Below are 19,395 nucleotides of genomic sequence, written 5' to 3'. Positions count from 1 at the left end.
GGAACAGCGGATTCCGCTTGGTTCCCGCCTGTGGACAAGGACCCGCCGCCCCGGCCTCGCCCGCCCGGAGCGTCGGCGGATCCGGGCAGGCCGGGCGCTGGGATGATCCCCCCATGACGCGATCCGACGGGTACCTCCTGGACAACCGGCAGAACGAGGCGGGACAGCGCTTCGACGCCTTCGCCACCCTCTTCGACCCGACGACCTTCCGGCACATCGAGGGCCTCGGCATCGGACCCGGATGGCGCTGCTGGGAGGTCGGCGCCGGTGGCACCTCCGTGGTGGACTGGCTCGCCGAGAAGGTCGGTCCCACCGGGAAGGTCGTCGCCACCGACATCGACACCTCGCTGCTCGCCGCCGCGGCCCGCCCGCCGGTCGAGGTACGCGTCCACGACGTGGCCGGCGAGGAACCTCCGGGTGAGGGTTTCGACCTGGTCCACGCCCGGCTCGTGCTCGTCCATGTCCCGGACCGGGAGCGGGCGTTGCGGTCCATGATCCAGGCGCTGCGGCCCGGCGGAAGGCTGCTCGTGGAGGACGCCGACCCCGCCCTCCAGCCCCTGGTCTGCCCCGACGAGCACGGCCCGGAGCAGCGCCTCGCCAACCGGCTGCGCCAGGGATTCCGCAAGCTCCTCGCCGAACGGGGCGCCGATCTGTCGTACGGCCGCAGGCTCCCGCGGCTGCTCCGAGAGGCCGGGCTGACCGGGGTGGAGGCCGACGCCTACTTTCCGGTGACCTCGCCCGCCTGCACCGCGCTGGAGGCCGCGACGGTCCGCCAGATCCGCGACCGTCTCGTCACCGCCGGACTCGCCACCGACAAGGAGATCGACCAGCACCTGGCCAACGTCGAGGCAGCCTCCATGGATCTGGCCACCGCACCGATGATCTCGGCGTGGGGGACAAAGGCCGAGGGGACGAAGGCTGAGCGGTCTGCCGGCGCAAGCGCGGCGGCTGAGGTCGCCTGAGCTGCGGGGTGGGCGAGGCGGGGGTGCGGGCCGCCCGCCGGAGCCGGGGCCGTTCCCGAGGCCCGCGGGCCGGCGTCGTGGCGGTGAGCCTCGCGGGCCCCCGTTACTGTCGGCCGGTCAGGAGCGGCGCTGCCGAGACCGCGCGTCCGGTACGGCGTTCGGCCCTGTGCCGCACCCGCCTGGTCCCGCACAGCGTGCGGCACCGTGCCACTCACGCCCGATCATGCGCTGCCCGGCCTTCCGCCCAGGTGCACGGCGCACGGCTCGCCGACTGCCGGTCGGCTACTCGGCGCCGCCCGGACGGGGCGGCCTAGCCCCCACCCGCTCCACCGCCTCGGCGCCCGCCCCGCAGCCCCGGGCCGCGGCCTCCAGCGGATCCGCGCCCAGGAGCAGCGCGGCGAGGAACGCGCCGGTGAAGGCGTCACCGGCGCCCGTCGTGTCCCGCGGGACCGCGGGAGTCGCCGGGATCCGGGCGAGCGGAGTGCCGGTCCGGGCCACGAGCGCGCCGTCCGCGCCCGCCTTGGTCACCACCAGCGGCACGAGACGGCTCAGCTTGGCCGTCGCGTCCGCCGGATCCGGCAGACCGGTCAGCAGGCACGCCTCGTCGCGGCTGGGCAGCAGCACGTCCAGCCCCTCCGCGAACGCCAGGAATCCGTCGACCCCGAGCCGCTCGAGGAAGCCCACGGAGGCCGGATCCAGGCTGACCGGCACACCACGCGCGCGTGCTGCCGCCAGTGCCGTGCGCGCGAGGGCCCGGCTGCGCTCTGTGAACAGCAGATAGCCCGACAGGTGCAGTCGGGCGACCCCGTCGAGCAACGTGTCGCACCAGTCGGCGGGTTCCAATCGCAGGGACGCCCCGCTGTCCGTGAGGAACGTGCGCTCGGCCGCCGCTGCTGTGTCGACGAGGCAGATCACCGTCCCACTCGCAGCCTCCGGATCGACCACCAGCCGGGGCCGTACCCCTGCGGTGACCAGCTCCCGCTCGTGCCACGCGGCGGTTTCCGCCCCCACCCTCCCGAGCAGCCGTACGTCCGCACAGCCCGCGTGGACGGCCCAGCAAGCCACGTTCGCGCCCGCCCCGCCCGGCAGCGTCCGGATCGTGGCGGCCGTGTCGGTGCCCGCCGCGAGCGGCCTCCGGTGCCGGGCCACCACGTCCGTGACCACGTCCCCGACGACCAGCAGCGCCCCGCTCCGGCCGGCGGTCACCCCCGGGTCCAGGCCGTGGAGATCCGGGCGGCCAGCCGTACGTTGCCGCGCACGGCCGCCAGATTGGCGCTCAGGGAGGCTCCGTCCGTGTGCCGGACCAGGTAGTCCAGCAGGAAAGGCGTCACCGCCTGTCCGGTGACGCCCTCTTCCGCGCAGGCGCGCAGCGCGTCGGCGAGCACGCGCGCGTGCAGTTCGGGGTCGAGCTGTTCCGCCTCCGGTACGGGGTTGGCGACGATCAGCGCCGATTCCGTGGCGCCGAGCGCGTCCTGGGCACGCATGACCTCGGCGACCTCGTCCGGGCTGGCCAGCGTCCAGTCGACGGCGTGTCCGGAGTCGGCGAGGTAGAAGCCGGGGAAGCGGTCCGTTCCGTACCCCGCGACGGCCACGCCCAGGGTCTCCAGCCGCTGGAGCGTCGCCGGTACGTCAAGGATCGACTTCACGCCCGCGCACACCACCGTGATCCTCGTGCGCGCCAGCAGTCCCAGATCGGCCGACTCGTCCTGCGTCACCGCCCACTCCCGGTGCACACCGCCCAGCCCGCCCGTGGCGAACATCCGGATGCCCGCGAGCGCGGCCAGCTGTGCCGTCGCCGACACCGTGGTCGCCCCGCTCACCCCCGCGGCCACGGCGAGCGGCAGGTCGCGATGGCCCAGTTTGCGGATGCCGTCCTCGTTCGCGACGCGCTCCAGCTGCTCCTTGTCCAGCCCGACCCGGGGACGTCCGTCCAGGACGGCGACGGTCGCCGGCACGGCGCCCTCCCGCCGTACCGCCTCCTCCAGCTCCAGCGCCACCTGGAGATTGCGCGGGCGGGGCAGTCCGTGCGCGATGATCGTGGACTCCAGGGCCACCACCGGCCGCCGTGCGCCGATCGCTTCCCGGACCTCTTCCGACACCACGAGCACCATGCGCATCGCCTCCTGTCCGTCGGCTTCCCCTACCTGGATCTCTGGCGGGTGCCGGCCGCGCCCAAACGCTTGCGGCCTGTGGAAGACGCCACCAGCCTGGGGCGCATGACGAAGAACAGCACGCGTCTCGACCATGTCGTCCTGTGGGTGGCGGATCCGGTGGCCGCGGCCCGCTTCTACAGCGAGGCGGTCGGTCTGGAGCCGGTCAGACTCGCGGAGTTCGTCGAAGGGAAGGTGTCGTTCCCCTCCGTGCGCGTCAACGAGGAGACGATTCTGGACCTTGCCCCGCACACCTTCGCGGACCGCATGAGGATGCTGCCCGGCTCGGCGAGCAGCGCCGGCCACCCGGTCAACCACGTCTGCCTGGCCCTGTCGGCCGACGCCTTCGACGCCCTGCGCCTACGGCTGGAGCGGCACGGCGTGCCCCTGTCCGCCACCGGCCACGACTCCTTCGGCGCACGGGGGCACGCCCCGCGCTCGTTCTACTTCCGGGACCCCGACGGCAACGTCTTCGAGGCCCGGCACTACGAGGAGTAGCCCGGTATGACGAGGGGCAGCGGCGGAGCGGTCGCCGAGCGGGCCCCGGACGCGGTCAGAACAGCGGCTCGGGCAGCACCCCCTCCAGGGCGAGCAGCTTCCGCTTGGTCTCCAGCCCGCCCCCGAAGCCCCCGATGCCGCCGTCGCTCTCCACCACCCGGTGACACGGCACGACCACCGGCAGCGGATTGGCGCCCATCGCCGCGCCCACCGCCTGCGCCCCGCCGGGCTGCCCGACGCGCCCCGCGAGATCGCCGTACCCCACGACCGTGCCGTAGGGCACCCGGGCGGCCAGCTCGCGCAGTACCTGGCGGTTGAACCCGGAGATCAGCGACCAGTCCAGCGGCAGGTCGAAGTCGTGCCGCTCGCCCGCGAAGTAGGCGCGCAGCTGGCGTATCGCCTCGGCCAGCAGCGGCGCGTCCGGGTCCTCGACGGGAGCGGCGCCGAAGCGGGACGCCAGCCGCTCCAGCGTCCGCTTGCGCACCGCGTCCGTGGCGTGGAAGACGACGTTGACCAGGCCCTCGCGGGTCGCGGCCAGCATCAGCGGGCCGATGTCGCTGCCGACGACGGCCCATACGACGCGCTGATCATCCTGCCGTTCGCTGTCCATGCGACCACGGTACGGTCCGCCACTGACAACGCCCGCCCGGCTCAGCCCGAACGCAGTGCCGCCCGCACCACGTCGGCCTTGTTGGTGATGATCCCGTCGACGCCGTACCCCGCGGCCTTGCGGGCGCCGGCCGCGTCGTCCACCGTCCAGGCGAACACCCCGAGCCGCCTGCCGTGCGGCCCCTTGAAAGCGTGCACGGCAGCGACGTAGCCCCGCGAAAGCGACCCGTACGAGGGATTGATGAGATCGGCGAAACGCGCGTCCTGAGGCAGTTGCCCCACCTTGGGCGAGCCGAGCAGGGCCGTGGTGACCGCGGGCTTCAGCTCGTGGACGGTCCGGATGCTGTCGGCACTGAAGCTCTGCACGATCAGCCGCCCCAGATGACCGCCGTCCAGCCAGCACTCGTTGCCGAGGAGCTTGAGGATCTGCTGCTCGATGCCCGGGTACAGCTCCGGATTCTTGATCTCCAGGAGCAGCTTCTCGTGGTTGTGGTCGATCCGGCGCATGTACTGGGCGAGCGTCGGCACGCGCGTGCCCGCGTACGCGGGGGAGTACCAGCTGCCCGCGTCCAGCCGGGCGATCTCGGCCGCGGTGAAGTCCTTCACCTTCCACGGCGCCCGCCCGGGGAAGACCCGCTCGACGTTCGTGGTGCGCTTCAGGCTGTCGTCGTGGATGACGACCAGCTCGCCGTCCTTGGTGCGCTGGACGTCGTTCTCGACCCACGTGACGCCCATCCGGGCGGCCTTGTCGATCGAGGGCAGCGTGTTCTCGGGAGCGTAGGCGGCGGCACCCCGGTGACCGATCACGGTCGGCTCTCCGGAGCCACCGGCCCGGGCATCGGAGGCGGGGCTCAGCAATATCGCCGCGATCCCAAGGACCGCGGCGGCCGTGACGGCCACTACGCGCGCGTGCATCCGGACTCCTCGCCCCGAACCGATACCGACGGCTACCAGAGTGACAGCAACCGGTCAGCGGCGCCCGGGCGCACGAAGGCCACACATCGCGGAAAGATGTCCAAGACCACTCACCGGTACGGCACAAGTGCGGCAACGCCGTGTTTCTTTGCCGGAAAATCGTTCGACCATTCTGGCGGGAGTCATACTCTCTGCGACAACCCTGACCGCCCGCGCGGTCCTGGGCCGGGGGAACATGTGACGTAATTCCGGGACGTAAGAGGGCGGAAGGGCAGCCGCGGATGCAAGGCACGGTCGACGGATTCAGCTACGGGGCCGTCACCCCTTTGGTGGCCTATCTGATGGCCTGCCTGGGCGGCGCCCTCGGCCTGCGCTGCACCACCCGGGCGCTGCTGGTCACGCACTCCCGGCGGCCCGCCTGGCTGGCCCTCGGCGCCGCCGCGATCGGCTCCGGCATCTGGACCATGCACTTCGTCGCCATGATGGGCTTCGCCATCAAGGAGACACCCATCCACTACGACAAACCGATCACCTATGCGAGCCTCGGCCTCGCCATCGTCATGGTCGGCGTCGGCGTCTTCATCGTCGGCTACCGGGGCGCGACCGGCACCGCGCTCTTCACCGGCGGCACGATCACCGGCCTGGGCGTCGCCTCGATGCACTACCTCGGCATGGCCGGCGTCCGCCTGCACGGCCGGTTCACCTACAACACCCTCACCGTGGCGGCCTCCGTCGTCATAGCGGTCGTGGCCGCCACCGCCGCCCTGTGGGCCGCCGGACGCGTGCGGGGCTTCCTGTGGAGCGTGGGGGCGAGCCTCGTCATGGGGCTCGCGGTCAGCGGCATGCACTACATGGGGATGGCGGCCCTGAGTGTCCATCTCGACGGCCACACCCACACCGCAGGCGGGGCACCCGAGCCGTCCGTGCTCGCGCCCATGCTCATCGGCCCCCTCGCCTTCCTGCTGCTCGCGGCCGTCGTCGTGATCTTCGACCCGCTGATGGTCATGGGCCGGCCTGTCCGCCCGGCCGTCGAGGACAAACCGGGTGTTCCGGCCGCGGCCGTCGGGTCCCACCCGGAGCGCCGGCTCATGCTCCACGAGGAGCGCCGGCCCGCGCACCAGGGTTCCCGGACCAGGTAGAACCCCAGATCCGGGCCGGTTGTCAGTGGGGGGTCGTACGGTGGATGGCATGCGGCCCGTTTCCCACATCGAACGCACGGTGGCGCCTTTCGAGGTCGTCAGCCCCTACCAGCCCAGCGGTGACCAGCCGGCGGCCATCGCCGAGCTGGCCAAGCGCATCGAGGCCGGTGAGAAGGACGTCGTCCTGCTGGGCGCGACCGGCACCGGCAAGTCCGCCACCACGGCGTGGATGATCGAGAAGCTCCAGCGCCCCACGCTCGTGATGGCGCCGAACAAGACGCTGGCCGCCCAGTTGGCCAACGAGTTCCGCGAGCTCCTGCCGAACAACGCGGTCGAGTACTTCGTCTCGTACTACGACTACTACCAGCCCGAGGCCTACGTCCCGCAGTCGGACACCTACATCGAGAAGGACTCCTCGATCAACGAGGAGGTCGAGCGCCTGCGCCACTCGGCGACGAACTCGCTGCTCACCCGGCGCGACGTCGTCGTGGTCGCCTCGGTCTCCTGCATCTACGGCCTGGGTACGCCGCAGGAGTACGTGGACCGCATGGTCCCCCTCCGGGTCGGCGACGAGATCGACCGTGACCTGCTGCTGCGCCGCTTCGTCGACATCCAGTACACGCGCAACGACATGGCCTTCTCCCGCGGTACCTTCCGCGTCCGGGGCGACACCATCGAGATCTTCCCGGTGTACGAGGAGCTGGCCGTCCGCATCGAGATGTTCGGCGACGAGATCGAGGCGCTGTCCACACTGCACCCGCTGACCGGCGAGATCATCAGCGACGACCAGCAGCTGTACGTCTTCCCCGCCTCCCACTACGTCGCGGGCCCGGAGCGCATGGAGCGGGCCATCAACGACATCGAGAAGGAGCTGGGCGAGCGCCTCGCCGAGCTGGAGAAGCAGGGCAAGCTCCTGGAGGCCCAACGCCTGCGGATGCGCACGACCTACGACATCGAGATGCTCCGCCAGATCGGCACCTGCTCCGGCGTGGAGAACTACTCCATGCACTTCGACGGCCGCCTGCCCGGCTCCCCGCCCAACACCCTGCTGGACTACTTCCCGGACGACTTCCTGCTCGTCATCGACGAGTCGCACGTCACGGTCCCGCAGATCGGCGCCATGTACGAGGGCGACGCCTCCCGCAAGCGCACCCTGGTGGACCACGGCTTCCGCCTGCCGTCCGCCCTGGACAACCGCCCCCTGAAGTGGGAGGAGTTCCAGGAACGCATCGGCCAGACCGTCTACCTCTCCGCCACCCCCGGCCCGTACGAGCTGTCGCGGTCCGACGGCGCCGTCGAGCAGATCATCCGCCCCACCGGCCTCGTCGACCCGGAGGTCGTCGTCAAGCCCACCGAGGGCCAGATCGACGACCTGGTGCACGAGATCCGCAAGCGCACCGACAAGGACGAGCGCGTCCTCGTCACCACCCTCACCAAGAAGATGGCCGAGGACCTCACGGACTACTTCCTGGAACTGGGCATCCAGGTGCGCTACCTGCACAGCGACGTGGACACCCTGCGCCGCGTCGAGCTGCTGCGTGAGCTGCGCAGCGGTGAGTTCGACGTCCTGGTCGGCATCAACCTGCTGCGCGAGGGGCTCGACCTGCCCGAGGTGTCCCTGGTGGCGATCCTGGACGCGGACAAGGAGGGCTTCCTGCGCTCCGGCACCTCGCTGATCCAGACGATCGGCCGCGCGGCGCGCAACGTCTCCGGCCAGGTCCACATGTACGCCGACAAGATCACCCCGGCGATGGAGAAGGCCATCGACGAGACCAACCGCCGCCGGGAGAAGCAGATCGCGTACAACACGGCGAACGGCATCGACCCGCAGCCGCTGCGCAAGAAGATCAACGACATCGTCGCGCAGATCGCCCGCGAGGAGGTCGACACCGAACAGCTCCTCGGCACCGGCTACCGCAAGTCCAAGGACGGCAAGGGCGCCAAGGCCCCCGTGCCGTCGCTGGGCGACAAGGCGGCCAGGGGCGCGAAGGCCGGCAAGGCCAAGTCCGCCAAGGGCCAGGCGGTGCCGACGGACCGTCCGGCGGCCGAACTCGCCGAGCAGATCGAGGAGATGACCGAGCGGATGCGCGCCGCCGCCGCGGAGCTCCAGTTCGAGATCGCGGCCCGTCTGCGCGACGAGGTCTCCGAGATGAAGAAGGAACTGCGCCAGATGCGGGAAGCCGGGCTCGCCTGAGTCCCCGAGATCCCGACACCCTGCCGGACCTCGGCTTTCACGCCAAGTGTTGCAACACCGACACAAAGCGCGGGCCGGGGTTCGGCGCTGTCGGTGGGCCTGCGTAGGGTTTTGGCAACCGCGCACTGCGCGGCAACAGGGGACCATCGAGAGGGGAATTCAGCGGTGTCCGTCAACTTGAGCAAGGGTCAGGCCATCAGCCTGGAGAAGAAGGACGGGGCCACCCTGACCGCGGTCCGTATGGGGCTCGGCTGGCAGGCGGCGAAGCGGCGCGGCCTGTTCGGCTCCCGCACCCGGGAGATCGACCTGGACGCCTCGGCGGTTCTCTTCGCCGAGAAGCAGCCGGTCGACGTCGTCTTCTTCCGCCACCTGGTGAGCGACGACGGCTCCGTGCGCCACACCGGGGACAATCTCGTCGGCGGTGCCGGCCAGGGCGGGGACGACGAGGCGATCCTGGTGGACCTCCAGCGCGTCCCGGTCCACATCGACCAGATCGTGTTCACCGTGAACTCCTTCACGGGCCAGACCTTCCAGGAGGTGCAGAACGCGTTCTGCCGCCTCGTGGACGAGACCAACGGCCAGGAACTGGCCCGCTACACGCTGAACGGCGGCGGCGACTACACCGCGCAGATCATGGCGAAGGTGCACCGCGCGGGCTCGGGCTGGACGATGACCGCCCTGGGCACGCCGGCCAACGGCCGCACCTTCCAGGACCTCATGCCGGCGATCCTGCCGCACCTGTAGGAACGACCGATCGACCGGCGGCACGCAGGACACAACGACACACGGGGGGGGCACGGCGATGGCGGCCGAGCTGGTGCGGGGGCAGAACCACCCGCTGTCCGAGACCCGGCTGAGAGTCCGTATCTCGGCCGGGGTACCAGTCCTGGCCGGAGCCACGCTCGGCGACGAGAACGGCACTGTGCACGGGCCCCAGTCGGTGGCCCGTCCCGGTTCCCCCGTCCTGCCGGGCGTCGACGTGCCCCGGCAGGCGGCCGCCGAACACCGGCTCGCCGTCGATCTGGACGCCGTGCCCGACGCCGTACACCACGTCGCCGTGTTCCTCGCCCTGCCCACGGGGTCCCCGGGCCCGCCCCGATTCGGTGCCGTCGACGCCCCGCACGTCGCGGTGGACGGCCCCGACGGCACCGAACTCGCCTGCTACACCCTGACCGGGCTGGACACCGAGACAGCCGTGGTCGCCCTGGAGCTGTACCGCAGACGGGGCGCCTGGAAGGTCCGCGCCATGGGCCAGGGCTACGCGGCCGGACTTCCCGCACTGCTGGCCGACCAGGGCCTGCCGGCGGCCGCCGACCTCGCGGCCGCCATCCAGGAAACGGCGGCCTGCGCCCAGCCGCCAGTACCGGCGCCTTTCTCCGCACCTGCTTGCGGCACGGCCGCGCCGACAGCCTCACCTGCCCCGGAGTCCGCACCCTCGTACGGCCCGCGGAACCCGTACGACGCCCATGTGTCCGGCGCCGCTGCGAGCGACTCCGCCGCTCCGCGAGGGCCCGGCGCCCCGGTGGGCCACACACATCCGCACCTCCGCCCATCCGGCACCCCGCAGCCTCCGTCGGCCCAGGAAGCTCCGGCACCTCCGGCCACCGATGACCGGCCCCCTCAGCCGGTCGCGGGAGACGCCGTGGGCTGGTCGATGGAGGAGCGCCTGTACAACCAGGTGTGGGGCATGTTCGAGGACCTGGCCCGCACCACGGCCGCGTACCGAAGCGCGGTCGACTTCGCCGACTCCCGTCTGGAGAAGGAGCTGGACCAGGTGCTGGCCGACCCGAGCAGCCGGCTCGGCACGGCAGGTGACACCGCGCGGGCGGCGGCCCACGTCCGCCGGACACAGCTGGTCGACCAGGCCCGCGCGGCCCTCGACCGCGACCTCGCCCAGCTCACCGCCGAGTACGAGGTGGTCGAGCCCGCACTCCCGCCGGCCTACGCCCGCTGGGACAACCCTGTCTGGCACGGTTACCGGGCGCCTGCCGAGCAGCCCATGGCCCTGCGGCTCGGGGATCTCCATCTGCCGGAGAGCGTGCCGCTGCGCATCCCCATGCTGGTCCGGCTGCCGCTGGAGCGCGGCCTGTGGCTCGACAGCGGCCCGGCGACGGCCGACGGCTTCCCGGACCCCACCGAGGCGCGGCGCCTGGCGATGGAGGCGGCGGTCGCCCTCGCGGCGCGGTTGCTCGCCGTGCATCCGCCGGGGGACTTCGCCCTTCACGTCATCGACCCGGCCGGCGCCGGGGCCGCGGCGTTCGGAGTGCTGACCCGGACCGGGGCGCTCACCGTGCCGCCCGCGACGGAGGCGGCCGGGGTCACGGAGGTGCTCAAGAGGCTCACCCGGCGGGTGGACCTGGTGCAGATGGCACTGCGCGCCGGTACGCCCGAGTCCCTGCCGCCCGATGTCGACACCGCTCGGCATCTGCTGATCGTCAACGACTTCCCGAACGGTTTCGACGACCGCGCGGTGACCCGGCTGCGCTATCTCACCGACGAGGGACCCGCCGTGGGTGTGCACCTGCTGCTGGTGGCGGACCGGGAGGACGCCGCCGCGTACGGCCCGTTGCTCGATCCGTTGTGGCGTTCACTGATGCGACTCACGCCTGTGGCCGACGACCATCTCGCCGATCCTTGGGTCGGGCACGCGTGGACCTACGAGCCCTCGCTCGTCCCGCCAGGCAGCCAGATCGTGCAGCATGTGCTCACCGAGGCGGCCAAGGCCAGGGCCAAGTTCGAGTAAAGCGCCTCTGAGCAGCGAACGTGGTTTTTATTTCACTTCTTTCTTTACTATTCCTTGGTGATTGGGGTATGTTTCCCCCACGGAGGGGAGTACTCCCTGACTGCGGCGCACCCGTCAGTACGGACCGGTTCCGGTCCCGGGGCGTCGGCCCCGTGCGGGTGGAAGAGACCTCCGGCAGCGACAACGCTGAAAGTGTTTGCCGTTACACAATGCCGGAGGTGCAGTGGACGTTTCCGTGACCCTGTGGGTCCTGACCGTCGTGGGTCTGGCCGTGCTGATCGCGGCCGACTTCTTCATCGGGCGCAAGCCGCACGAGGTGTCGGTCAAGGAAGCCGGCATCTGGACCGTCGTCTGGATCGTCCTGGCCGGACTCTTCGGCCTCGGCCTCCTCGTCTTCGGTGGCGGTCAGCCGGCCGGTGAGTTCTTCGCCGGGTACATCACCGAGAAATCGCTGAGCGTCGACAACCTCTTCGTCTTCGTCCTGATCATGGCGAAGTTCGCGGTACCCACCCAGTACCAGCAGCGCGTCCTGCTCGTCGGCGTACTCATAGCCCTGGTGCTGCGGGCCGTCTTCATCGCGGCGGGAGCCGCGATCCTCGCCAGCTTCTCCTGGGTGTTCTATCTCTTCGGAGCCTTCCTCGTCTGGACCGCCTGGAAGCTCATCCAGGAGGCCCGCGCGGACGAGGAGGACGAGGAGTTCGAGGAGAACAAGCTCCTGAAGGCCGCCGAGCGCAGGTTCGGCGTGGCCGACCGCTACCACGGCACCAAGCTCTGGATCCACGAGAACGGCAAGCGGGTCATGACGCCGATGCTGGTCGTGATGCTCGCCATCGGCACCACGGATGTGCTGTTCGCCCTCGACTCCATTCCCGCGATCTTCGGTCTGACCCAGGACCCGTACATCGTCTTCACCGCCAACGCCTTCGCCCTCATGGGTCTGCGTCAGCTGTACTTCCTCATCGGCGGCCTGCTGAAGAAGCTGGTCCACCTCTCGTACGGCCTGTCGATCATCCTCGGCTTCATCGGCGTCAAGCTGGTGCTGCACGCCCTGCACGAGTCCGGTGTTCACGTACCCGAGATCAGCATCCCGTTCTCCCTCGGCGTGATCTGCGCCGTCCTCGTCGTCACGACGATCACCAGCCTGATGGCCGGCAGAAAGCGGGCGGCGGCCGAGACCGCGGGTGCCGAGGGTGAAGGCGCCGCGAAGGACAGCGTCGGCGCCTGACCCGGCCTGCGGCAGAGGCCTCGGCGGGAGGGGGACCGCGGTGAGCCGTTCCCGCTCCCGCCGATGGCGTGAGCGCAACGAGAGGATCCGAAAGGAGCGGAATGCGAACCGCGTGCGTCTCTGCGACGATCGCCGCATGATCACTGGGCTGCGGTCGCTCTCCCGGCAATGGACGACGCTGGTGCCGGTGCTCGCCGTCGTCCTGCTGGTCTTCACCTGGGGCCGCGGCCTTCCCGGTGCGGTCGTCGCACTGGTGACCCTCGTCCTCGCCGGCTCCGTCCTCGCGGCCGTGCACCACGCCGAGGTCGTCGCCCACCGCGTCGGCGAGCCCTTCGGCTCACTCGTCCTGGCCATCGCCGTCACGATCATCGAGGTGGCCCTGATCGTCACCCTCATGGCAGACGGCGGCGACAAGAGTTCCACCCTGGCGCGGGACACCGTCTTCGCCGCCGTGATGATCACCTGCAACGGCATCGTCGGGCTCTGCCTGCTCGTCGCCTCCCTGCGGCACGGCACCGCCGTCTTCAACCCCGAGGGCACCGGCGCCGCGCTGGCGACCGTGGCGACGCTGGCCACGCTCAGCCTGGTGCTGCCGACCTTCACCACCAGCAAGCCCGGGCCCGAGTTCTCCTCGATGCAGCTGACCTTCGCCGCACTGTCCTCACTGATCCTGTACGGCCTGTTCGTGGCCACGCAGACCGTGCGCCACCGCGACTACTTCCTCCCGATCACCCGGCAGGGCGAGGTCATCACCGCCGACGACCACGTCCGGCCGCCGTCCGTGCGCACCACCTGGACCAGCCTCGGTCTGCTCGCACTGGCCCTGGTCGGCGTGGTCGGCCTGGCCAAGAGCGTGTCGCCCACCATCGAGTCGGGTGTGGCGTCGGCCGGTCTGCACCAGGCGGTCGTCGGCGTGGTCATCGCGCTGCTCGTGCTGCTCCCGGAGACGATCGCCGCACTGCGCTCCGCCCGCCGTGACCGGGTCCAGACGAGCCTCAACCTCGCGCTCGGCTCGGCCATGGCCAGCATCGGGCTGACTGTCCCGGCCGTCGCACTCGCCTCCGTCTGGCTCTCCGGCCCGCTCGTCCTCGGTCTCGGCTCGACCCACATGCTCTTGCTCGCGCTGACCGTGGTGGTCAGCTCCCTGACGGTGGTGCCCGGCCGGGCCACGCCCCTGCAAGGCGGAGTCCATCTGGTGCTCTTCGCGGCCTATCTTGAGCTGGCGATCAACCCGTGACCGGCTCCGCCGCCGGCACCGGCACCGGGCGGGTCTCGGGCAGCAGAGCGAAGCAGCCGAGGCTGAGCAGCGCGACACCCGTCAGATAGGCGCCCACGCCCCACGGCACCCGCCCGCTGTGTTCCGTGAGCGCCGTGGCCACGATCGGGGTGAGGGCGCCGCCAAGGACTCCGCCGAGGTTGTAGCCCACCGCGGCGCCCGTGCAGCGCACCCGCGCCTCGTACAGTTCGGGCAGGTAGGCGGCGATCACCGCGAACATGGTGATGAAGGAGACCAGGGCGCCCAGGATGCCGAGGAACATGAGCAGCGGCTGGCCGGTACCGAGCAGCGCGGCCATCGGCAGCATCCACAGCCCGCAGGCCGCGCAGCCCGTCAGGCACATCGGCCGACGCCCGTAGCGGTCGGCGAGCACCGCCATGAACGGTGTCAGGGACGCCTTCACCACCACCGCGGCCATCACACAGGTCAGCATCACCGTCCGGCTCACCCCGAGCCGCTGCGTCGCGTACGCCAGGGACCAGGTCGTCACCGCGTAGAAGACCGCGTACCCGGCGGCGAGGGCCCCGGCCGTCAGCAGCACCAGCCGCCCGTGCTGCCGCACGACCTCCACGAACGGCACGCGCGCGTGGTCGTCGATCTCCAGGAAGCGGGGGCTCTCCGCGAGTGACGAGCGCAGCCACAGCCCGCCGAGAGCCAGCGCACCGGCCGCCCAGAACGGCACCCGCCATCCCCAGCGCGCGAACTCCGCGTCGGACAGCGTCGCCGACAGTGCGAGCACCACCCCGTTGGCGAGCACGAACCCGATCGCGGGCCCCACCTGAGGAAAGCTCGACCACAGGGCACGGCGGCCGGGCGGTGCGTGCTCAGCGGTCAGCAGCACCGCCCCGCCCCACTCCCCGCCGAGCCCCAGCCCCTGGAGGAACCGCAGGACGAGCAGCAGTACGGGCGCGGCGACCCCGATCGACCCGTACGAGGGCACGCAGCCCACCGCGACCGTCGAGGCGCCCGTCAGCAGGAGCGACAGGACCAGGACCGGGCGCCGTCCGCGCCGGTCGCCGAGGTGCCCGAAGAGCACCGAGCCGAGCGGCCGGGCAAGGAACCCGGCCCCGAACGTCCCGAACGCCGCCAGCGTCCCCGCGAGGGGCGAGAACTGCGGAAAGAACAGCGGCCCCAGGACCAGGGCCGCCGCGGTCCCGTAGACGAAGAAGTCGTAGAACTCGATCGCGGTCCCCGCGAGGGAGGCGGCGGCGAGCCGTGGCATCGAGGGTGTGCTCGCGGTGGGTGCAGGATCCATACACGCGTCAACTACCCATCGTGATCTGCGGTTACGGGGAGCGCGCGGAGGTGATCACGTCACGGGGGTGTGCGCCGAGGCGACGGCGCACAGGGCGCGTCGTGCGCCGCGGCCACCGTGATAGACCGGTGCGAGCGGCGGTCGTCGACGCACCGCCCCGAACGGACCGGAGGAACCGTGCCCCGCACCCTGGCCAACGCCCCGATCATGATCCTCAACGGGCCCAACCTCAACCTGCTCGGCCAGCGCCAGCCCGAGATCTACGGCAAGGACACACTGGCGGACGTGGAGGCGCTGTGCGCCAAGACGGCGGCGGCGCACGGCGGCACGGTGGACCTGCGGCAGTCCAACCACGAAGGCGAACTGGTCGACTGGATCCACGAGGCACGCCTGAACCACTGCGGGATCGTCATCAACCCCGGCGCCTACTCCCACACGTCCGTCGCGATTCTGGACGCACTCAACACCTGCGACGGCATTCCCGTGCTGGAGGTGCACATCTCCAACATCCATCAGCGCGAGTCGTTCCGGCACCACTCCTACGTCTCGCTGCGCGCCGACGGCGTGATCGCGGGCTGCGGTGTCCAGGGCTACGCCTTCGCCGTCGAGCGGGTCGCGGCCCTGCTGGGAGCCCAGCGGACCGACGCGTAACCGCCACGCGCGTGGACGGCCGTCCACCGAGGTCCCGTCCACGGCGTCACAGGCGGCCGGCCTCCACGATGCGCCGCAGAAAGCGCCGCGTCCGCTCTTGCTGCGGATCGCCGAAGACCTGCTCGGCGGTGCCGCGCTCCAGCACGACGCCACCGTCCAGAAAGCAAACCTGGTCGGCCACGTCCCGCGCGAAGCCCATCTCGTGCGTGGCGAGGACCATGGTCATGCCGTCGTCCTTGAGGGCGCGGACCACCTCCAGCACCTCCCCGACGAGTTCGGGGTCGAGCGCCGCCGTGATCTCGTCCAGGAGCAACAGCCGAGGCCGCACGGCGAGCGCCCGTACGATCGCCACACGCTGCTGCTGACCGCCGCTCAGGCGGTCCGGGTAGGCCGTCGCCCTGGCGCCCAGCCCAAGACGCTCCAGCAGCTCCGTGGCGCGCTCCTCGGCCTCCTCGCGGGAGACGCCGTGCACCCGCCGCGGCGCCAGCGTCACGTTCTCGAGCACGGTCATGTGCGGGAAGAGGTTGTACGCCTGGAAGACGACGCCGATCCTGCGCCGTACCGCGTCGTGGTCGGCGCGCGGGTCGGTGATCTCCTCGCCGTCCAGCCAGATCGCGCCGTCGTCGACCTCTTCCAGCAGGTTGGCGCAGCGCAGCAGCGTCGACTTGCCCGAACCGGAGGCGCCGATCAGCGCGGTCACCGTGTGCGGGGCCACCTCCAGGTCGACGTCGCGCAGGACGACGGAGCCGGCGAAGGTCTTGCGGACGGACTCCATGCGCAGCACGGGCGCCTCGCTCATAGGGAACCTCCCTGGGCCCGCCGCCGGTCCATCCGGGCCGTCACCCAGTCCGTGAAGCGGGTCATCGGAATGGTCAGCGCCACGAACACCAGCCCGGCGACGATGTACGGCGTGTAGTTCAGACTGCGGCCCACGATGATGTCGGACGCCCGCACGGCGTCCACCGCGCCGCCGATCGACACGAGCCCCGTGTCCTTCTGGAGCGACACCAGGTCGTTGAGCAGCGGCGGCACCTGGCGGCGCACCGCCTGCGGCAGCACGACGTAACGCAGCGCCTGCCGGTTGGTCAGGCCCAGCGAGCGGGCCGCGGCGCGCTGTGAGGGATGCACGGACTCGATGCCGGCGCGGAACACCTCGGCCACGTACGCCGCGTACGTGAGCGTCAGCGCCGTACCGCCGAGCAGCACCGGGTCGACCGTCACGCCCTGGAGCCGCAGCGCCGGCACGCCCAGGACCACGATCATCAGGTTGATGATCAGCGGCAGTCCGCGGAAGAAGTCGGTGTACGCCGCCGCCAGCACGCGCAGCGGGAAGAACACAGGGCCGCGCAGGGTGCGTGCGATGGCGATCAGCATGCCGAGGACCAGTACCGCGGCGCCGCAGATCACCAGCAGCCGGATGTTCAGCCACAGTCCTTCGAGGACCTTCGGCAGCGCCTCGCGCGCGTACTGCGCGCTGAAGAACGTCTCCTTGGTGCGCGGCCAGCCCGGCGCGTCGACGACGACCAGGTAGAGCACGGCAGCCGTGACGAGCGTGGAGAGCGCCGCGACGGCCGTGGCGCGGCGGGCACGCGCGCGTTTGTAGCGTTCGCGCTCCCGCCGTCGCCCGGAGGGTACGTAGCCGTCGTCGGCGCCGCTCATGTCCGCCTTCTCGCCGGCCCCTTCCGGCGCGGACTCTCCCTTGGTGACGGTCACTTGAGCACCGGGGCGTCGACGGCGTCCGACAGCCACTGCTTCTCGAGCCGGGCCAGAGTGCCGTCCTTGCGCAGCGCGTCCACCGCGCCGCTCACGCACGGGGTCAGCGTGCTGCCCTTGTCGAGCACCAGCCCGAACTGCTCGGGCGTACCGCCCTGGTTCTCGAACTGGCCGACGATCTTCGCGTCCGTCACCTCGGCCGAGGTGATGTAGAACGCGGTCGGCAGGTCGGTGACGATGGCGTCCACCTGGCCGTTCTTCAGCGCGGACTTGGCCTGGTCGTTCTTGCCGTACACGGCTGGCTCCTGCGCCGGCTTCACCACGTCGGTGATGTAGTCGAGGCTCGTGGTGCCCACCTGGGCGCCCAGCTTGAGCTTCCTCAGATCCGCGATGGTCGCCGCCTTGGCCGCCTTGCCGCCCTTCAGGGCGATCACGGCCTGGCGCACGTCGTAGTAGCCGGAGGAGAAGTCCGCGGCCTTCTTGCGCTCGTCGCTGATCGACACCTGGTTGATGTCGAAGTCGAAGGTCTTCACGCCGGGCGCGAACGCCTTGTTGAACGGCACGCGCTGCCACACGACCGCGTTCTCGCCGTATCCCAGCTGCTTGGCCACGGCATAGGCGACGGCCGATTCGTAGCCCTTGCCGTTGGCGGGTTTGTCGTCCTTGAACCAGGGCTCGTACGCCGGTTCGTCCGTCGCGATCGTGAGCTTGCCTGACGTTTTGGTGGCCACCTTGCCCGGAGCGCAGCTCTTCGCGGCCGAGCCGGACGGGGTGGCCGAAGCCTTCTCGTCGGGCTGCGGGGCGCAGCCGACGGCGGTGGCGAGCAGGGCCGCGGTGGCGGCGACCACCGCGCGGCGCAGGGTGCGAGGGGCAGGATGCATGGCGGGAGATTGGCAGCGAACCCCGCGTTTGTCCACGTCACAGCGGTAACTGTCCGCATGGTGGGAACGGGTGTTGCGGCGGTGTGAACTTCCCCCGGTGACGGGGCGAATGACCGCGGCCGGCCTGGGCCGCCGGCCGAGGGCGGGGTGGGAAGGCCGGCGGCCCCTCCGCACAGGAGCCGTCAGCCTGTGCGGGACTGCCACCAGTTGACCGCGTCGCACCGGTCTCCGGGAGCGCGCGCGGCACTCCGGCGTGTGTGAAGCGTTCACACGGGGCGCGCGCAAGACAATGCGCGCTGCGTGCGCGTCGCAAGGAAGCGCGCCCGGCGCGGTCATCCCGGCGCGCGAATCCCGGTGTACCGCGTGCGGGACTGCGACGTGCCGGGACTACGACGTGCCCGGTGCGCGGCGTGGCTCGGTCCTCTGCGCGGCCCGGTCCGGCGATCGGCCGGCTCGCGGCGCCCGCCCCTCACCACCCGCGCGCCCGCCCCTCACCACCCGCGCGCGTGCCACTCCGGCAGCTGCGGCCGCTGCGCGCCCAGCGTCGTGTCGTTGCCGTGTCCGGGATACACCCAGGTCTCGTCGGGCAGCACAGCGAAGATCTTCGTCTCCACGTCGTGGATGAGGCTGGCGAAGGCCTTCGGGTCCTTGAACGTGTTGCCGACACCACCGGGGAACAGACAGTCGCCGGTGAAGACGTGCGGGTGGCCGTGCGGGTCGTCGTAGACCAGCGCGATCGAACCCGGCGTGTGCCCCACCAGATGCCGCGCGGTGAGTTCCACGTTCCCCACGCGGATGATGTCGCCGTCGTCCACGAGGACGTCGGTGGGCACCGGGATGCCGGGTGCGTCCTCGCGTCCGGCGTGGGTGCGCGCGCCCGTGGCCGCGACGACCTCGGCGAGCGCCTGCCAGTGATCGCCGTGCCGGTGGGTGGTGACGACGGAGGCGATGCCGTCGTCACCGATCATGCCGAGGAGCGTCCCCGCCTCGTTGGCGGCGTCGATCAGTAGCTGCTCGTCGGTGGCCCGGCAGCGCAGCAGATAGGCGTTGTTGTCCATCGGGCCGACCGCGATCTTCGTGATCATCAGGTCTTTCAGCTCGTGCACGTCCGCCGGTCCGCCGACCTTGACCTCTCCGGTGTACGTCATGGTGATCAGCCTATAGCGGGGCAGGCGCCGCGGACC

Annotated in this window: 18 protein-coding genes; 9 read left to right on the top strand and 9 right to left on the bottom strand. The window is 71.1% G+C overall.

Going from position 1 to position 19,395, the window contains the following annotated elements; all coding sequences use genetic code 11:
• Positions 1 to 113 precede the first annotated feature (113 nt).
• Positions 114 to 962, top strand: coding sequence for a methyltransferase (locus tag ACZ60X_RS00895; RefSeq protein WP_469591924.1), 849 nt, complete (start codon positions 114 to 116; stop codon positions 960 to 962).
• Between the two features lie 282 nt (positions 963 to 1,244).
• On the opposite strand, the gene ACZ60X_RS00890 is transcribed toward ACZ60X_RS00895, so the two are convergent.
• Both ACZ60X_RS00890 and ACZ60X_RS00885 read right to left on the bottom strand, forming a co-directional pair.
• Positions 1,245 to 2,168, bottom strand: a complete 924-nt coding sequence (locus ACZ60X_RS00890; protein WP_469591922.1) for a carbohydrate kinase family protein — start codon at positions 2,166 to 2,168, stop codon at positions 1,245 to 1,247.
• The gene (locus tag ACZ60X_RS00885; RefSeq protein WP_469591920.1) at positions 2,165 to 3,073 is read right to left on the bottom strand and encodes a pseudouridine-5'-phosphate glycosidase; all 909 of its coding nucleotides are present in this window, start codon (positions 3,071 to 3,073) and stop codon (positions 2,165 to 2,167) included. Before ACZ60X_RS00885 ends, ACZ60X_RS00890 begins: the two co-directional genes overlap by 4 nt.
• Before the next feature lie 105 nt (positions 3,074 to 3,178).
• Here ACZ60X_RS00885 and ACZ60X_RS00880 point away from each other — a divergent pair, with 105 nt between their 5' ends.
• Positions 3,179 to 3,610, top strand: coding sequence for a VOC family protein (locus tag ACZ60X_RS00880; protein ID WP_469591918.1), 432 nt, complete (start codon positions 3,179 to 3,181; stop codon positions 3,608 to 3,610).
• A gap of 55 nt (positions 3,611 to 3,665) precedes the next feature.
• On the opposite strand, the gene ACZ60X_RS00875 is transcribed toward ACZ60X_RS00880, so the two are convergent.
• Both ACZ60X_RS00875 and ACZ60X_RS00870 read right to left on the bottom strand, forming a co-directional pair.
• The gene (locus ACZ60X_RS00875; protein WP_469591916.1) at positions 3,666 to 4,220 is read right to left on the bottom strand and encodes a methylated-DNA--[protein]-cysteine S-methyltransferase; all 555 of its coding nucleotides are present in this window, start codon (positions 4,218 to 4,220) and stop codon (positions 3,666 to 3,668) included.
• A gap of 41 nt (positions 4,221 to 4,261) precedes the next feature.
• A complete protein-coding gene (locus ACZ60X_RS00870; RefSeq protein WP_469591914.1) occupies positions 4,262 to 5,134 on the bottom strand; it encodes a glycerophosphodiester phosphodiesterase in 873 nt (290 codons plus the stop codon).
• 281 nt (positions 5,135 to 5,415) lie between these two features.
• On the opposite strand from ACZ60X_RS00870, the gene ACZ60X_RS00865 reads away from it, so the two are divergent.
• The 6 genes from ACZ60X_RS00865 (at position 5,416) to ACZ60X_RS00840 (ending at position 13,672) form a co-directional block, all read left to right on the top strand.
• The gene (locus ACZ60X_RS00865) at positions 5,416 to 6,273 is read left to right on the top strand and encodes an MHYT domain-containing protein (protein WP_469591912.1); all 858 of its coding nucleotides are present in this window, start codon (positions 5,416 to 5,418) and stop codon (positions 6,271 to 6,273) included.
• A gap of 49 nt (positions 6,274 to 6,322) precedes the next feature.
• Entirely contained in the window at positions 6,323 to 8,467 is a 2,145-nt protein-coding gene (uvrB, locus tag ACZ60X_RS00860) for an excinuclease ABC subunit UvrB (protein ID WP_469591910.1), read from the top strand.
• A 165-nt stretch (positions 8,468 to 8,632) separates the two neighbouring features.
• Complete coding sequence (locus ACZ60X_RS00855; protein WP_469591908.1) at positions 8,633 to 9,211, top strand: TerD family protein; 579 nt, start codon at positions 8,633 to 8,635, stop codon at positions 9,209 to 9,211.
• Between the two features lie 58 nt (positions 9,212 to 9,269).
• A complete protein-coding gene (locus ACZ60X_RS00850; protein WP_469591906.1) occupies positions 9,270 to 11,210 on the top strand; it encodes a TerD family protein in 1,941 nt (646 codons plus the stop codon).
• A 223-nt stretch (positions 11,211 to 11,433) separates the two neighbouring features.
• A complete protein-coding gene (locus tag ACZ60X_RS00845) occupies positions 11,434 to 12,435 on the top strand; it encodes a TerC family protein (protein ID WP_469591904.1) in 1,002 nt (333 codons plus the stop codon).
• Between the two features lie 136 nt (positions 12,436 to 12,571).
• The gene (locus tag ACZ60X_RS00840) at positions 12,572 to 13,672 is read left to right on the top strand and encodes a calcium:cation antiporter (RefSeq protein ID WP_469591902.1); all 1,101 of its coding nucleotides are present in this window, start codon (positions 12,572 to 12,574) and stop codon (positions 13,670 to 13,672) included.
• Here the strand turns inward: ACZ60X_RS00840 and ACZ60X_RS00835 are convergent.
• Positions 13,662 to 14,933: an MFS transporter gene (locus tag ACZ60X_RS00835; RefSeq protein WP_469592962.1), complete on the bottom strand. Its 1,272-nt coding sequence runs from the start codon at positions 14,931 to 14,933 to the stop codon at positions 13,662 to 13,664. The genes ACZ60X_RS00840 and ACZ60X_RS00835 overlap by 11 nt on opposite strands.
• Before the next feature lie 210 nt (positions 14,934 to 15,143).
• Between ACZ60X_RS00835 and aroQ the strand changes: the two genes are divergently transcribed.
• Positions 15,144 to 15,617, top strand: a complete 474-nt coding sequence (aroQ, locus tag ACZ60X_RS00830) for a type II 3-dehydroquinate dehydratase (protein WP_469591900.1) — start codon at positions 15,144 to 15,146, stop codon at positions 15,615 to 15,617.
• 46 nt (positions 15,618 to 15,663) lie between these two features.
• Here the strand turns inward: aroQ and ACZ60X_RS00825 are convergent, their stop codons facing one another.
• The 4 genes from ACZ60X_RS00825 to ACZ60X_RS00810 form a co-directional block, all read right to left on the bottom strand.
• Positions 15,664 to 16,416, bottom strand: a complete 753-nt coding sequence (locus tag ACZ60X_RS00825) for an amino acid ABC transporter ATP-binding protein (protein ID WP_469591898.1) — start codon at positions 16,414 to 16,416, stop codon at positions 15,664 to 15,666.
• Positions 16,413 to 17,330 carry an amino acid ABC transporter permease gene (locus ACZ60X_RS00820; protein WP_469591896.1) on the bottom strand — a complete coding sequence of 306 codons (918 nt, stop codon included), beginning with the start codon at positions 17,328 to 17,330 and terminating at the stop codon, positions 16,413 to 16,415. The genes ACZ60X_RS00825 and ACZ60X_RS00820 overlap by 4 nt, the downstream gene beginning before the upstream one ends.
• On the bottom strand, positions 17,327 to 18,211 hold the full coding sequence (locus ACZ60X_RS00815) for an ABC transporter substrate-binding protein (protein ID WP_469591893.1): 885 nt from the start codon (positions 18,209 to 18,211) through the stop codon (positions 17,327 to 17,329). Before ACZ60X_RS00815 ends, ACZ60X_RS00820 begins: the two co-directional genes overlap by 4 nt.
• A 491-nt stretch (positions 18,212 to 18,702) precedes the next feature.
• The gene (locus ACZ60X_RS00810) at positions 18,703 to 19,359 is read right to left on the bottom strand and encodes an MBL fold metallo-hydrolase (RefSeq protein ID WP_469591891.1); all 657 of its coding nucleotides are present in this window, start codon (positions 19,357 to 19,359) and stop codon (positions 18,703 to 18,705) included.
• Positions 19,360 to 19,395 lie beyond the last annotated feature (36 nt).

The sequence above is a fragment of the Streptomyces sp. NPDC104106 genome, from assembly GCF_055584345.1.
This window is presented reverse-complemented; position numbering and strand designations above follow the sequence as displayed.